General features: G+C 65.2%; 12 protein-coding genes. 6 read left to right on the top strand and 6 right to left on the bottom strand.

What is annotated here, in order from left to right; translation table 11 throughout:
- Positions 1-9: 9 nt before the first annotated feature.
- The 5 genes from VQ065_RS25685 to VQ065_RS25705 all read right to left on the bottom strand — a co-directional run bounded on the left by VQ065_RS25685 (position 10) and on the right by VQ065_RS25705 (position 5,279).
- Entirely contained in the window at positions 10-648 is a 639-nt protein-coding gene (locus VQ065_RS25685; RefSeq protein WP_340080486.1) for a DUF1175 domain-containing protein, read from the bottom strand.
- Positions 645-2,414, bottom strand: coding sequence for a DUF2138 domain-containing protein (locus tag VQ065_RS25690; RefSeq protein ID WP_003094416.1), 1,770 nt, complete (start codon positions 2,412-2,414; stop codon positions 645-647). Before VQ065_RS25690 ends, VQ065_RS25685 begins: the two co-directional genes overlap by 4 nt.
- Positions 2,415-2,452: 38 nt before the next feature.
- Positions 2,453-3,262: a YfaP family protein gene (locus VQ065_RS25695; protein ID WP_003094417.1), complete on the bottom strand. Its 810-nt coding sequence runs from the start codon at positions 3,260-3,262 to the stop codon at positions 2,453-2,455.
- A 162-nt stretch (positions 3,263-3,424) separates the two neighbouring features.
- Positions 3,425-3,985 carry a response regulator transcription factor gene (locus tag VQ065_RS25700; RefSeq protein ID WP_003094419.1) on the bottom strand — a complete coding sequence of 187 codons (561 nt, stop codon included), beginning with the start codon at positions 3,983-3,985 and terminating at the stop codon, positions 3,425-3,427.
- A 25-nt stretch (positions 3,986-4,010) separates the two neighbouring features.
- Positions 4,011-5,279, bottom strand: a complete 1,269-nt coding sequence (locus VQ065_RS25705; protein ID WP_003094421.1) for an ATP-binding protein — start codon at positions 5,277-5,279, stop codon at positions 4,011-4,013.
- A gap of 276 nt (positions 5,280-5,555) precedes the next feature.
- Here VQ065_RS25705 and VQ065_RS25710 point away from each other — a divergent pair, with 276 nt between their 5' ends.
- From VQ065_RS25710 to VQ065_RS25720, 3 genes are all read left to right on the top strand, one after another.
- The gene (locus VQ065_RS25710; RefSeq protein ID WP_003094423.1) at positions 5,556-6,266 is read left to right on the top strand and encodes an SIMPL domain-containing protein; all 711 of its coding nucleotides are present in this window, start codon (positions 5,556-5,558) and stop codon (positions 6,264-6,266) included.
- 252 nt (positions 6,267-6,518) lie between these two features.
- Positions 6,519-8,132, top strand: a complete 1,614-nt coding sequence (locus VQ065_RS25715; protein WP_003094425.1) for an ABC transporter substrate-binding protein — start codon at positions 6,519-6,521, stop codon at positions 8,130-8,132.
- 93 nt (positions 8,133-8,225) lie between these two features.
- Positions 8,226-9,824, top strand: a complete 1,599-nt coding sequence (locus tag VQ065_RS25720; RefSeq protein WP_003094427.1) for an ABC transporter substrate-binding protein — start codon at positions 8,226-8,228, stop codon at positions 9,822-9,824.
- Positions 9,825-9,891: 67 nt separating this feature from the next.
- Here the strand turns inward: VQ065_RS25720 and mdpA are convergent, their stop codons facing one another.
- Positions 9,892-11,109 (bottom strand): metallopeptidase MdpA, encoded by a 1,218-nt coding sequence (gene mdpA / locus VQ065_RS25725; protein ID WP_003094429.1) that lies wholly within the window; start codon positions 11,107-11,109, stop codon positions 9,892-9,894.
- Positions 11,110-11,277: 168 nt separating this feature from the next.
- On the opposite strand from mdpA, the gene psdR reads away from it, so the two are divergent.
- The 3 genes from psdR to VQ065_RS25740 all read left to right on the top strand — a co-directional run bounded on the left by psdR (position 11,278) and on the right by VQ065_RS25740 (position 15,387).
- Entirely contained in the window at positions 11,278-11,841 is a 564-nt protein-coding gene (gene psdR, locus VQ065_RS25730) for a transcriptional regulator PsdR (protein WP_003094433.1), read from the top strand.
- A 265-nt stretch (positions 11,842-12,106) separates the two neighbouring features.
- Positions 12,107-13,708 (top strand): ABC transporter substrate-binding protein, encoded by a 1,602-nt coding sequence (locus VQ065_RS25735; protein WP_003094437.1) that lies wholly within the window; start codon positions 12,107-12,109, stop codon positions 13,706-13,708.
- A gap of 224 nt (positions 13,709-13,932) precedes the next feature.
- The gene (locus VQ065_RS25740) at positions 13,933-15,387 is read left to right on the top strand and encodes an OprD family outer membrane porin (RefSeq protein ID WP_073660276.1); all 1,455 of its coding nucleotides are present in this window, start codon (positions 13,933-13,935) and stop codon (positions 15,385-15,387) included.
- Positions 15,388-15,410: the final 23 nt, after the last annotated feature.

The following is a 15,410-nucleotide window of genomic DNA, read 5'->3' on the forward strand; positions in this document are numbered from 1 at the left end:
GGACGCGATTCATTGAGAGAGGAAAGCCAGCCGATAGATGCCGATAAAGTTGGGATTGGATTCGTCGGGGATCCATCGGGTGTCCTTCCATGTCATGAGTTGTTGCAGGCTGACCGAGCGCATGCCGTTATCGGTCGGGGTGCTGCTGCCGGTGTGATAGGCGATGGAGCGGCCCATCCAGATCATCAGGTGCTGGTCGTCGCCCTGGTCGTAGAACATCAGGTCGCCGGGGCGCGCCTGGTTGAGGTCGCGGCCGACCAGCCGACTGTTGAACTGCACCAGCTTGATCGCATTCACGTAGGGCCCGACCTGGCCGCCACCCTGCTGCCAGTTCTGCGCCAGGCGCCGTTGCTCGGGACTGAGCGCCAGATCCGGGGGCAGGTAGCGGTTGGACAGGCCGTTGGCGCGCAGCCACTTGCCATCGTGGACTTTCAGCGCCTCGTTGGCGGCGAAGCGCACCAGGCCGGCGCAGTCCTGCTGGTGCCAGCGCGGACTCGGCCCTTGGCGCAACTGTTCCTGGGCGATGCGCACGAACCAGGCGCGGAATACCTGCGATTGCTGCGGGTCGAGCGTTACCGCGGGCTCGCCGCGGGCACCGCCGCTGGCCAGCAGGAGCAGAGCCAGGCCGAAGGCAGTCAGACGTCTCACAGCGACCGCCATTCCAGCGGCAGCCATTGCCACGGTGCGTTGGCCTGGCTTCCGGCAGGCAGGCCGAGGGCGTAGCTGCCCTTGCCGGCGAGGGTTTTCAGGCGCGGCATCAGGTAGGTGTCGGCGGCATTGCGGAATACCGGCTCCATGTCCTGCGGCAGGCTGTCGAGGGTTTCCCGTTGCAGCAGTTCGGAGAGCGGCTGCGGCGCCAGGTAGGCCGGTACCAGCGCATCCTTCGGCAACACCTCGGCGAGCGGCGGATAGCGCTTGTCGAGGGTGTCCAGGGCCTTGCCGAGCAACTGGTCGTCGAGGGAGAACAGCAGGGTCTGGCCATGGCGCGCCATGCCGATGCGGAAGAACGCGCGGCCGCTGATGCTCTCCGGGTTGTCCGCCTGGCTGGCCGGATAGGCGCCGAAGTTCGAGCTGACCTGGCGGGTCCAGCGGCGGGTCTGGCCATCCATCCGGTCTTCCACCGGGAAGCTGCCACCCTCGACCTTGGCTTCCTTCGCGCCGATCACACGGCCGAACAGCTTGCCCAACTCGTCGTCGAGTTCGGCACTGGCCGGCGCGCTCAACTGGCCCACCAGCAGCGGCGAATGCAGCCGCGAACTGGCGTACCAGCAGAGACCGGCGGCGCCGCTGAGATGCTCGGAGAAGGCCTGGGCCATCTTCTGCTCGGCCCCCAGGCGCTCCAGCATCACCCCGTACAGGCCGGGGGTGACCGGCAGCGCCACGCAGGCGCTGGCGCCCATCGGCATGGCCTGCCAGACCGGGGCGAAGTCCAGCGGCGGCTGACGTTCCACCTCGTTCAGCGCCAGGTAGCTGCTCCAGCCCTGCTCGCCCTTCTCGAAGCGCACCCCGGCGAAGCTCGGGATGAAGCGCTGGTAGCCCATGGCCAGGACGCTGGCATTGAGGGTGATGCGCTGGCGCAGCTCGCCGCGGCCCGGCAGGCCGAAGCGCTCGGGGAACAGTTCGTCGCCGTCGAGTAGTGCCTCCAGGTCTTCGCTGGCCGGAGCATTCAGCGGGCTGTCGTCGCTCTCGCCACCATCGTCGAAGAGCATCCGTGGGTTCGACAGCAACAACAGCCGGTCGCCCTTGGACAGGAACAGCATCGCCTTGTCGTTGCCGTAGCGCAGGCGATAGACCGAGGTTCCCGCCAGCTCGCCGACCTTGCGCAACTGCTGGTCGTCGGCGGCGATATGGGCCAGCGGCTCGAGCACTCGCGCCAGGCCGCCGCGCTTGAGCACCACCACGAAGTCGCGCAGGCGGCCGTCGGCGCCGCGCCAGAGGGCGACCTGGGCCGGTTGGTCGAGCAGTTCCTCGACCAGGCTGTCCTTCAGGGTCAGGTCGTGCTCGTAGATGATCCGCCGCAACGTACCGGTCAGGCCAAGGCGGTCGCCATTGTTCTCGTAATAGAAAACGAAGTCCTCGGTCAGGGTATCGCGCAGCAACGGCACCTCGAGGATTTCCTTCGGCAGGCGGCTCAGCGACACGCTCTCGATCAGCGCGTCGGGCTTGCGCAGGTCACGGTAGGCACGCGGCGCGTCGGCGTCCGCGGGTGCCTGGGCGCCGATCGGCTGGCCGAGGTCCTCTTCGGCCGGGCGCCCTCCGCCGAGCCGCTCCAGCCAGCCCATCTGCCAGGCCAGCACACCGCCGGCGGCCAGCGCGGCGACGATCCCCAGCACCGGCCACAGGGCGCTTCGGGTGCGCGCAGCGGCGGGCGCAGGGGTTCCGTTGGCAGGGCTGGGGGTGTTGTTCTCGCTCATGGTTCGCTAATCCCGTGTCATCCGTACGAGGGGATGCTTCAGTAGGTAAAGGTCTTGACCAGCACCAGGTCGCCGATGGTGCGCAGGGGCACGACGAAGGTCTCGTGCTTCTCGTCGACGCTGTTTTCGTTGAACACCAGGTTGACCTGCGCGGTGATCACGTCCTGTACGTTGCTGCCGGCCTGGAAGTTGTAGCCCTGGTTGTTGAGGTTGCCCCAGTAGTTCACGTAGATCAGGTAGGTGCCGTGCAGCGGCGCGCCCATGGTGAACATCTCCGGGCCGGGCCCGTCGACGCCGTCCGGATCGAGGCCGCCGCTGTTGCTCAGGCGCGGATGCGCCCAGTAGGCGTGCTGGCCATCGGGGGTGACGATATGCAGGTCGAGCTCGGCCTTCGGATCGTCCCAACCCAGCACCACGCGCACGCGCGGCGGCAGTTGGGAGCGATTGGCCTCGTAGAACTGTACGCGCTTGAGGATCTTGCCGTCGGCGCTGCCGACCTGGACGCCGTTGGAGCCGTGGCCGAACGCATAGGGGCGGACGAAGCGCCCGGCGCCGTCGGTATAGAGAGGGAGAGGATTGCCGTTGACCACCAGGCGCTGGGCGCGCTCGGTGCCGACCAGTTCGCGCAGGTGTCCTTCGATCAGGCTGCGGCCGCGCTGGCCGCCGCGATCGATGGGCGGAGTCGGATAGGCGACACGCGGGGCATCGGGCTGTTCGAGCAGGCCGGAATAGCGCCAGCCTGCCGTCGGACCATCCAGGTCCACCGAAGGCTCGGCTAGTGCAGGCAGCCCGAAGGCCAGTCCGAACAGCACCGACAGGCAGCCGGCACTCGAACCGAAGATACGCATGATCAATCCCTGGTCGTGCGATTCATGAAAGCTGCATCTTAACGATTGCGCTGTCCGCTGGATATCCCCGGCGACCGGCGGAATCTGCGAAATCCACCGCGATTCGACGGAAAACGGAAAGCACAGGGGGCGCCATGCGGCGCCCCCGTTGTCATTTACGCTTCAGCGCCGTACCGGCCGCTTCTGCAGCTTGCGCTGCAAGGTCCGTCGATGCATGCCCAGGGCACGGGCGGTGGCGGAGATGTTGCCCTCGTGCTCGGCGAGCACGCGCTGGATGTGCTCCCATTGCAGGCGATCCACCGACATCGGGTTTTCCGGCACCAGGGTGTCCAGGTCGGCGTGCTCGGAGAGCAGCGCGGCCAGCACGTCATCGGCATCCGCCGGCTTGCACAGGTAGTTGCAGGCGCCGCGCTTGATCGCCTCCACCGCGGTGGCGATGCTGGAATAGCCGGTGAGGATCACCACCCGCATGTCCGCGTGCAGCTCCAGCAGCTTCGGCAGCAGCACCAGGCCGGAGTCGCCTTCCATCTTCAGGTCGAGCACGGCGTAGTCCGGCGTATCCTGCTGGGCCAGCGCCAGGCCTTCCTCGGCGGAGCCGGCGGTGCTGACCCGCAGGCCGCGACGGCTCATGGCCCGGGCCAGGACCCGGGTAAAGGTGGGATCGTCGTCCACCAGCAGGAGGTGGGGATGTTCTTCCCCTTCGAAGAGCAGCTCTTCAGACATAGGCAGGGCCTCTCAGACGGATCACTCAAGCCATTCCGTAGCTGCGCGGCAAGCGCAGTTCGGTCAGAGTGCCGCCATCTTCGTGGTTATACAACTTCACCGTTCCACCAGCGCGGGTCACGCTGGCCTGACTGAGAAACAGGCCGAGGCCGAAGCCCTTGCCCTTGGTGGTGAAGAACGGTTTGCCGATCTGTTCGGCGATCGCCAGGGGCACCCCGACGCCGTGGTCGCGGATACTCAGGCAGATACTGCTGCTGTCCCAGTCCAGGCGGATGTCGAGGTCGTCGGGACAGGCGTCCGCCGCATTGTTCAGCAGGTTCAGCAGAGCCTGGCTGAGGTCGGTCGGCGGGGTCAGGCGCGGCGCGGAGCCGAGGCCCAGGCACTGGTAGCGGTAGGAGGCCTCCGGACGCATCAGGTGCCAGCGGCGCAGCACCGATTCCAGCCATTCCGCGGCGCTTTGCTCCTCGATCGCCTGGCGACGGTCGGCCTCGGCCGCCCGTACCAGTTGCTGGAGGGTGTGCTTGCACTGCTTGACCTGTTCCTGGAGCAATGCCAGGTCTTCCTGCAGGGTCGGGTCCTGCGGGCGCTCCTGGCGCAACTCGTTGAGCAGCACGCTCATGGTCGCCAGCGGCGTACCCAGTTCGTGCGCAGCACCGGCCGCCTGGGTGGCCACCGCGAGCAACTGCTGGTCGCGCATGCTTTCCTCGCGCCGCTCGGCCTGCATGTGCGCCTGCCAGCGCAGGGCCTCGGACATCTTCACCACGAAGAAGGTGATGAAGGCCGCCGACAGGGCGAAGTTCAGCCACATGCCGAACAGGTGCAGGTTGATCAGCATCGCCTCGTGCTGAACCGCCTGCAGGTGCAGCGGGTGGTACCAGATCAGCAGCAGGGTGTAGCCGGTCAGGGCCAGGCCGGAGAGCACCATGGAGTAGATCCAGGGCAGGGTCGCAGCGGCGATGGTCAGCGGTACCAGGTAATAGGAAACGAAGGGGTTGGTCGAGCCGCCCGAGTAATACAGCAAGGTGCTGTGGATGATCAGGTCGCAGGCCAGTTGTACCGCGTACTCCTGGTCGGTCACCGGCCACGGCGCGCGCAGGCGCAGCGCGGTGAACAGGATCAGGCAGGCGGACAGGCCAAGGGTCAGGCCGAGCGCCAGCCACGGCAGCGGCAACAGGTCGGAGAGCCAGGCAAAACCCACCGAGCCGGCCTGCGCGGCCAGCACGAGAATACGGATGAGGAGCAGACGGCCAAGGTTCTGGCGACTGGCGGAGAGCAGGAAAACCGGTGCGCGCATGTTTTCTTCCGGAATAAGCGCGAGTATAGCCAAGACGCTGTCGGCAACTCTGCGGCAAAGTGACTCAGAAACCTCGCAGGTCGCCATCCTGCCCTGTTTCGCCGAGCGCTGTCAGGGCTCAGATCAGTAAATTTCACGTTTTTTCCGAAATCGCCTAACCCGTTCCGGGAAAAGCCTTCGTCTCATGGTCCAAGACTGGCGTATAGGCGTGTTTGCCGCGCCTGCCGGAACGATGCTCTACAGTGTGAATTCAGCCTTAGTACAAGGAGTTGCCCAATGTCTGCGATTTCCCGCCTGGCCGCCGCCGTCACCCTCTGCGCCGCCAGCCTCTCGGCCGTCGCCGAGGAAGCGCCGCGCTACAACCAGGTCTCGCTGCACGCCGAAGTCAGCCAGCAGGTGGCCCACGACCTGATGCAGGTCACCCTCTACAGCGAAAACCAGGGCAGCGATCCGGCCAAGCTCGCCGCCGAGACCACCAGCGTCCTCAACGCCGCCGTCGCCGACGCGCGCAAGGTCAAGGGCGTGACCATCAGCCTGGGCAGTCGCAACAGCTATCCGGTCTACGACGACAAGGGCCAGAAGATCACCGGCTGGCGCGAGCGCGCCGAGCTGCGCCTGGAAAGCTCCGACTTCGCCGCCCTCGGCCAGCTTTCCGCCGACCTGCTGGGCAAGCTGAAAATGGGCGGCATGGACTTCAGCATCGCCGATGCGACCCGCAAGAAGAACGAGGACCAATTGATGAAAGGCGCCGTGGACGCGTTCAAGGAGCGCGCCCAGTTGCTCACCGAGGCGCTCGGCGGCAAGGGCTACAAGCTGGTCAGCCTGAGCGTGAACAGCGCCGGCGCACCGCGCCCGTACCCGGTGATGCGGATGGCGGCGATGAAGGCCGACGCCAGCTTCGGCGGCGCCCAGGCGCCGGAGATCGAGGCCGGGACCAGCCAGGTCACGGTCAACGCCGACGGTGTGATCGAGGTGCAGATGCCCTGATCCGGCCGGCGCGCACCACAAGAGGCAGCCTCCGGGCTGCCTCTTGCGTTTCCACTGTCTCTCGCGCAGCAAACGCGGCCTGCGTCGCGTTTGCGCAAATTCGAAAATGCGACATTCCCTTTCAATCGGATAACAACATCTACACTGAAGCGACCTCGACGCTTGCGGCCGGCACACGCCCTGCATAGCTTCGCGCAAGACAGCTCACGAGGCTGTCCCTCGCAGACAATCAAAATAACCAGAGGTCACTCCATGCGTAGAAACGCCGTCATCCGCTCCGCGATCATGCCCTCGCTGCTCGGCGCAGCGCTGGTCACCGCCGTTCCCCAGGCCTTCGCCAGCAACCTGATCTTCTGCTCGGAAGGCAGCCCGGCCGGCTTCGATCCCGCCCAGTACACCACCGGTACCGATTTCGACGCCGCGGCGGAAACCGTCTTCAACCGCCTGACCCAGTTCGAGCGCGGCGGCACCAAGGTCCTTCCCGGCCTTGCGGAAAGCTGGGACGTCAGCGACGACGGCAAGACCTATACCTTCCACCTGCGCAAGGGCGTGAAGTTCCACAGCACCGACTACTTCAAGCCGAGCCGCGAATTCAATGCCGACGACGTGCTGTTCACCTTCGAACGTATGCTCGACAAGGATCATCCGTTCCGCAAGGCCTACCCCACCGAGTTTCCCTACTTCACCGACATGGGCCTGGACAAGAACATCGCCAGGATCGAGAAGCTCGACGAGCACACGGTGAAATTCACCCTCAACGAGGTCGACGCGGCCTTCATCCAGAACCTGGCGATGCCCTTCCCATCGATCCAGTCCGCCGAATACGCCGCGCAACTGCTCAAGCAGGGCAAGGCCAGCGACATCAACCAGAAGCCGATCGGCACCGGCCCGTTCGTATTCAGCCGCTACCAGAAGGATGCGCAGATCCGTTTCAAGGGCAACAAGGACTACTGGAAGCCGGACGAGGTGAAGGTCGACAACCTGATCTTCGCCATCAACACCGACGCCTCGGTGCGCGCGCAGAAGCTCAAGGCCGGCGAGTGCCAGATCACCCTCAACCCACGCCCCGCCGACCTCGACGCGCTGAAGAAGGACCCGAACCTGAACCTGCCGTCGCAGGCCGGCTTCAACCTCGGCTACATCGCCTACAACGTCACCCACAAGCCGTTCGACAAGCTGGAAGTACGCCAGGCGCTGGACATGGCGGTGAACAAGCAGGCCATCATCGACGCCGTCTACCAGGGCGCCGGCCAGTTGGCGAGCAACGGCATGCCGCCGACCCAGTGGTCCTACGACGAGACCATCAAGGACGCGCCCTACGATCCGGCCAAGGCCAGGGAGCTGCTGAAGAAGGCCGGGGTCGCCGAAGGCACCGAGATCACCCTGTGGGCCATGCCGGTACAACGCCCCTACAACCCCAACGCCAAGCTGATGGCGGAAATGCTGCAGAACGATTGGGCGAAGATCGGTATCAAGGCGAAGATCGTCACCTACGAATGGGGCGAATACATCAAGCGCGCCAAGGGCGGCGAGCATGACGCCATGCTGATCGGCTGGAGCGGCGACAACGGCGACCCGGACAACTGGCTCGGCACCCTCTACGGCTGCGACGCGGTGGACGGCAACAACTTCTCCAAATGGTGCGACGCCGGCTACGACAAGCTGGTCAAGGATGCCAAGCGCACCACCGACCAGGGCAAGCGCACCGAGCTGTACAAGCAGGCCCAGCACATCCTCAAGGAACAAGTGCCGATCACCCCGATCGCCCACTCCACCGTGTACCAGCCGATGCGCAAGACGGTACACGACTTCAGGATCAGTCCCTTCGGCCTGAACTCGTTCTACGAGGTCAGCGTCGGCAAGTAGCTTCGCCTGCCAGCCGCGCCGCCCCGCCACGAGCGAGGCGGCGCCTCTCCCCAGGGCGGCCGACCCGGCCGTCCCGCTCCAGAGGAGTCATCCATGCGACCACGCTCTGCCCTGCGCTACAGCCTGCTGCTACTCACCTTCGCCGCCAGCGCCGCCATCCAGGCCCAGCCGAAGACCCTGGCGGTGTGCACCGAAGCGGCGCCGGAAGGGTTCGATCCGGCCCGCTATACCTCCGGCTACACCTTCGACGCCTCAGCCCATCCGCTGTACAACGCGCTGGCCGCGTTCGCTCCGGGCAGCGCCACGGTGATCCCGGCCCTGGCGGAAAGCTGGGACGTCTCCGCTGACGGCCTCGTCTACACCTTCCGCCTGCGCCAGGGCGTGAAATTCCACAGCACCGAGTACTTCAAGCCAAGCCGCGAATTCAACGCCGACGACGTGCTGTTCAGCTTCCAGCGCATGCTCGATCCGCAGCACCCCGCCCACGACCTTTCGCCCAGCGGCTACCCCTACGCCGACGCCATGCAACTGCGCGACATCATCGAGCGCATCGAGAAGATCGACGAGCACCAGGTGCGCTTCGTCCTCAAGCACCCGGAGGCGCCGTTCCTCGCCGACCTGGCCATGCCGTTCGGCTCGATCCTCTCCGCCGAATATGCCGGCCAACTGATCGCCAGGGGCAAGGGCGACGAACTCAACAGCAAGCCGATCGGCACCGGCCCGTTCGTCTTCACCCGCTACCGCAAGGATGCCCAGGTGCGCTACGCGGCCAACCCCGACTACTGGAAGGGCAAGCCGGCCATCGACCACCTGGTGCTGGCGATCACCCTCGATCCCAACGTGCGCGTGCAGCGCCTGCGCCGCAACGAATGCCAGATCGCCCTGACGCCCAAGCCGGAAGACGTCGCCGCGTTGCGCCAGGACCCGCAACTGACGGTGCTGGAAGAAGCGGCGATGATCACCTCACACGCCGCGATCAACACCCGGCACGAACCGTTCGACGACCCGCGCGTGCGCCGGGCGATCGCCATGGGCTTCAACAAGTCGTCCTACCTGAAGATCGTCTTCGGCGACCAGGCCCGCCCGGCCATCGGCCCCTACCCGCCGATGCTGCTCGGCTACGACGACAGCATCCGCGACTGGCCCTACGACCCCGAACGGGCCAAGGCCCTGCTGAAGGAAGCCGGCGTCGCCCCGGACACGCCCCTGAACCTCTACATCAGCACCGGCAGCGGCCCCGGCGGCAACCCGGCGCGAGTGGCGCAACTGATCCAGTCCGACCTGGCCGCCATCGGCATCCGGGTGAACATCCACCAGTTCGAGTGGGGCGAGATGGTCAAGCGTACCAAGGCCGGCGAACACGACATGATGCTCTACAGCTGGATCGGCGATAACGGCGACCCGGACAACTTCCTCACCCACAACCTCGGCTGCGCCTCGGTGGAGTCCGGGGAAAATCGCGCGCGCTGGTGCGACAAGGGCTTCGACGAAGCCATCCGCAAGGCGCGCATGAGCAACGACGAGAGCCAACGGGTAGCGTTGTACAAGGAAGCGCAGCGAATCTTCCACGAGCAGATGCCCTGGTTGCCGCTGGCGCATCCGTTGATGTTCGACGCGCAACGCAAGAACGTCAGCGGCTACCGCATGAGCCCGATGTCGGCGCGGGACTTTTCGCGGGTGAAGCTGGACTGATCGCTGCGCCGCACGCGGGAAGCCCTGGCCCTTGCCTTCCCGCGTGCGGCGTTATCGTTCGGCCGGCTCAGCCGCCGAGGCCGAAGGGATCGTCGATGGACGGACTCGGTTGGGTGAACCAGCGTGGTCCTTCCTCCGTCATGTAGAAGTGATCCTCCAGGCGAATGCCGAACTCGCCGGGCACGCAGATCATCGGTTCGTTGCTGAAGCACATGCCGACATCCAGCGGCGTGCGATCGCCACGCACCAGGTACGGGCCTTCGTGGACATCCATGCCGATGCCATGCCCGGTGCGGTGCGGCAGGCCAGGCAGGCGGTAGTCCGGCCCCAGGCCGTTGGCCTCCAGCGAACGCCGCGCGGCGGCGTCCACCGCCTCGCAGGGCTGGCCCAGACGCGCGGCCTCGAAGGCTGCCAGTTGGGCGTCGCGCTCCATCCCCCAGAATTCGCGCTGGCGTGCGCTGGGCGTGCCGAACACATAGCTACGGGTGATATCCGACTGGTAGCCGTGCACCTGGCAGCCGGTATCGATCAGCACCATGTCGCCATCCTTCAACACCTGCGCATGCTTCACCCCATGCGGGAAGGCACTGGCGGCACCGAACAGGACGATGCAGAAGGTCGAACCGGGCGCGCCCACCTTGCGGTGCGCCTGGTGGATGAACTCGGCGACTTCGGTGGTGCTGATGCCTTCGCGGAGAATGCTCGCCGCGGCCTTCTGCACTTCCAGGGTCATGTCCTTGGCCCGCTGCATCAGCGCCAGCTCCTCGGCCGACTTGCGCATCCGCCCCTGGTCGATCAGCGGCGCGGCGCTGACGAAGTTCCTGCCCGGCGCCAGTTGGCGCAAGCGCTCGAACATGCCGAACGGCAGGCTCGGACACAGTGCGACCGTGCTGCGCTCACCCACGCCGAGCGCCTCCAGGCGATCGAGCAGCAGGCGGTAGGGATCCTGGTGTTCCTCCCAGGTGTGGATGGCGCCGTCGACCACCTGGAAGTCGCGCACCGTCCCTTCCTCGAAGGCCGGCGCAAGGTATTCGAGGGCGCCCTCGGCGGGCAGCAGCGCACCCACCAGGCGTTCACTGGGGTGCCATTGCACGCCGCTGAAGTAACGCAGGTTGCTGCCTGCATGCAGGTACGCCGCGGCGATGCCATGCTCGCCCATCCACGCCTGGGCCGCGGCGATTCGCGCACGGTAAGACGCCAGGCCGATCGGCTGCGCGCCGTCCATCATGTTCCGCAGACGCTCCAGCGCCTGCGCAGGGGTACTCCCGCCAACACCCACGGTCATTTGTTGTTCTCCTCGTCTGGACCGGGCTGAAATTTAAGTCGAGCTTAAATTCAGGTCAAAACAAATTTTCAGTCACACTTAAAAAATAGGGGTTCGGGTAGTTCATCTGTCAGACTTTATTGACGCCCCGCGCTGGGTATACTGCGCCTTTCAACAAGAGTCTCCCCAATGACCGTAGACCGCATCGGCGAACGCCTGCGTCGCTATCGCCGCGCCGCCAAGAAGACCCTGCACCAAGTCGCCAGCGAATCCGGTCTCACCGCGAGCTTCCTCTCCCAGGCGGAGCGCAACCTCACCGGTGTATCGATCTCTTCCCTGGCCAACATCGCCAAGTCGCTGAATATCCCGCTCAATGCCCTGTTCGACCAACCGGCACAGCCCCAGCCCGACTCCCACGAAGGCGAGCGGGTACGCTACACCATCGAGGGCCAGCCGCTGGCCTACGAACGCCTGTCCAGCTCCTTCCCCGGCAACCTGATCAATGCGGTCAAGATGAACATGCCGGTGGGCTACCAGTCGGAGCTGATCTCCCATGAGGGCGCCGAGTTCTCCTACGTCCTGTCCGGGCAGATCGTCTACACCATCGAGGGGCGCCAGTACCCCCTCGGCGCCGGCGACTCGGTGCACTTCGACGCGACCAAGACCCATTGCCTGGCCAACGTCGGCAGCGATGTGGCGGAAGTCCTGACCATCACCACCATGGGCCTGTTCGACGACCATCCGACGCCCTGAGCCAGTCCGCAGCGCACCTTCCCATCCTGTCAGGCAAACGTTTTCGCAAGAGAAATGTTAGTCGTGCTTAATTTTCGTTGACCACAATTTCAGCATGACTTAATTTCGGCATCAGCGAATCGTCGACCAACAACAAACGGACGATCGCTGTCGCCGCACAGGGTCCATGGCTGTCACCCGCCATCCATGGAAAGGCGAGAGTTGCCATGGCCCATAAGGCCGATCCTCAGACGATGCCCTTAGAAAAAGAAAAAATGAGGTTTGCATGCGTAAGATCCTTCCCCTTCGGGCCTGGCTGGCAGCCGGTCTGATCCTCGGCTCCCCGTTCTCCCACGCCGCCAGCAACCTGGTGTTCTGCTCGGAGGGCAGCCCGGCCGGCTTCGACCCCGCCCAGTACACCACCGGCACCGACTACGACGCGACCTCGGTCACCCTGTTCAACCGCCTCGTCCAGTTCGAGCGCGGCGGCACCCGGGCGATCCCGGCCCTGGCGGAAAGCTGGGACATCGGCGACGACGGCAAGACCTACACCTTCCACCTGCGCAAGGGTGTGAAGTTCCACAGCACCGACTACTTCAAGCCGACCCGCGAATTCAATGCCGACGACGTGCTGTTCACCTTCCAGCGCATGCTCGACAAGAATCATCCGTTCCGCAAGGCCTACCCCACCGAGTTTCCCTACTTCACCGACATGGGCCTGGACAAGAACATCGCCAGGGTCGAGAAGCTCGACGAGCACAGGGTGAAGTTCACCCTCAACGAGGTCGACGCGGCCTTCATCCAGAACCTGGCGATGGACGTCGCCTCGATCCAGTCCGCCGAGTACGCAGGGCAGTTGCTCGAGGCCGGCAAGCCACAGCAGATCAACCAGAAGCCGATCGGCACCGGGCCTTTCATCCTCAGCCGCTACCAGAAGGATGCGCAGATCCGCTTCAAGGGCAACAAGGACTACTGGAAACCCGAAGACGTGAAGATCGACAACCTGATCTTCTCGATCAACACCGACGCCGCGGTGCGCGCGCAGAAGCTCAAGGCCGGCGAGTGCCAGATCACCCTCAACCCACGCCCCGCCGATCTCAAGGCCCTGCAGGAAGCGGCGAACCTGAAGGTGCCCTCGCAGCCAGGCTTCAACCTCGGCTACATCGCCTACAACGTCACCCACAAGCCGTTCGACCAGCTCGAAGTACGCCAGGCGCTGGACATGGCGGTGAACAAGCAGGCCATCATCGACGCCGTCTACCAGGGTGCCGGGCAACTGGCGGTGAACGGCATGCCGCCGACCCAGTGGTCCTATGACGAAACCATCAAGGACGCCCCGTTCGATCCGGCCAAGGCCCGGGAACTGCTGAAGAAGGCCGGCGTCGCCGAGGGCACCGAGATCACCCTGTGGGCGATGCCGGTGCAGCGTCCCTACAACCCCAACGCCAAGCTGATGGCGGAGATGATCCAGGCCGACTGGGCGAAGATCGGCATCAAGGCGAGGATCGTCAGCTACGAGTGGGGCGAGTACATCAAGCGCGCCCATGCCGGCGAGCATGACGCCATGCTGTTCGGCTGGACCGGCGACAACGGCGATCCGGACAACTGGCTGGCGACCCTCTACGGCTGCGACTCGATCAACGGCAACAACGTATCGAAATGGTGCGACGCGGCCTACGACAAGCTGGTCAAGGCTGCCAAGCGGGTCTCCGACCAGGACAAGCGCAGCGAGCTGTACAAGCAGGCCCAACACATCCTCAAGGAGCAGGTGCCGATCACCCCGATCGCCCACTCCACCGTGTACCAGCCGATGAACAAGTCGGTGCATGACTTCAAGATCAGCCCCTTCTCGCGGAACGCCTTCTATGGCGTAACCAACCAGCCCTGATGCCGACGCCGCCCCGGTCGTGAAACGACCGGGGCGCAGAAGATCGGCACGATCCGTACTTCATTTCTTTGCTTTTCCTGCCCGTGTTCCAGAACGGCGCTGTGCGCGTTCCGCCAGGAGCGCTCGCCTCGCCGTATTCGACCGCCGCGCCCAGGCGCGGGCAAAACCGGCGCAAACCTGGTGGGTAAAACAGGTGCCATGACAACAATAAAGGGAGCAATCAGGTGATGAGATACCAACGAGTGACCGGCGCGACGCTGGGACTGGCCTTGATGGCATCGGCCGCGCCAGGCTGGGCGGCGGACGAGCAGGAATCCCCGCCGACCCCGGACAATCCCAGCTACGCCGCCCAGGTGCAGAGCATCCCCAGCGTGGAGAAACCGATCAAGGGCCAGGCCGGCGCCAGCGGGCTGTTCGAGGGACAGAGCCTGACCCTGACCACCCGCAACTTCTACTCGCGGGAAAACATGAAGGACAGCTTCACCTTCCGCATTCCCAAGGCCGGCGGCGGCTCCCAGCGCATCCACCAGCGCAACGCCTGGGTCCAGGGCACGGTGCTCAAGTACAGCTCGGGCTACACCCAGGGCAGCATCGGCTTCGGCTTCGACGTCGCAGCCTTCAACGAGATCGCCCTGGAGCGCGGCAAGGGCCGCATCGGCGGCGGCGGCAACCGGACCCTGGCGAACAGCGATGGCGAGGCGATCGGCGAATGGTCCAAGCTGGGCGTTGCCAATATCCGCCTGCGCGCCTCGAACACCGAATTCAAGGCCGGTCGCTTCCTGGTCAACACTCCGGTGTTCAGCTATATCGACAACCGTGCCCTGCCCTCCAGCTTCACCGGCTTCGCCGTGACCAGCGAGGAGCTGGACAACCTCAGCCTGCAGGCCGGCAGCTTCCGCAAGGTCAGCCCGCGAACCGGTTCCGGCGACGAGGACATGACCACCGAGTACGGCACCCGCCAGGTCAAGGGCGACCGCCTGAACTACCTGGGCGGCAACTACAAGCCGCTCGACGGGCTGGAGATCTCCCTCTATGGCTCGCATTTCCAGGACGTCTGGAACCAGTACTACCTGGGCGTGACCCACGACATCGGCGACCTCGAGAACGGCATCGCCCTGCGCACCGCCTTCAACGGCTACCACACCGGCGACACCGGGGCGCGCGAGGCCGGCTACATCGACAACGACACCTGGAGCCTGGCCTTCACCCTCGGCCATCGCGCCCACGCCCTGACCCTGGCCTACCAGCAGGTCGACGGCAACGAATACTTCGACTACGTGCACGAGACCTCGGCGATCTTCCTGGCCAACTCGATGCTGGCCGACTACAACAGCCCCAACGAGAAGTCCGCACAGATCCGCTACGAGACCGACTGGAGCTACTACGGGGTCCCCGGCCTGAGCACCGGCGTGTGGTACGTGAAGGGCTGGGACATCGACGGCACCCACTACGACGGCGATCGCAACGGTGCCTACGGCAACTACGCCGAGGTGCGCGCCCAGGACGGCGAGAAGCACCACGAGCTGGGCCTGATGGCGGCCTACAAGGTGCAGAACGGGCCGATCAAGGACAGCACCTTCAAGCTCACCTACATGATGCACAAGGCCAGCCAGAACCAGGTCGACGGCAGCGTCAACGAACTGCGCCTGGTCAGCACCTTCCCCTTCAACCTGCTGTAAACCTGCGACAACCGGCGGCCCCG

The organism is Pseudomonas sp. KBN10P06128, from assembly GCF_037574945.1.
Lineage (GTDB): Bacteria > Pseudomonadota > Gammaproteobacteria > Pseudomonadales > Pseudomonadaceae > Pseudomonas > Pseudomonas aeruginosa.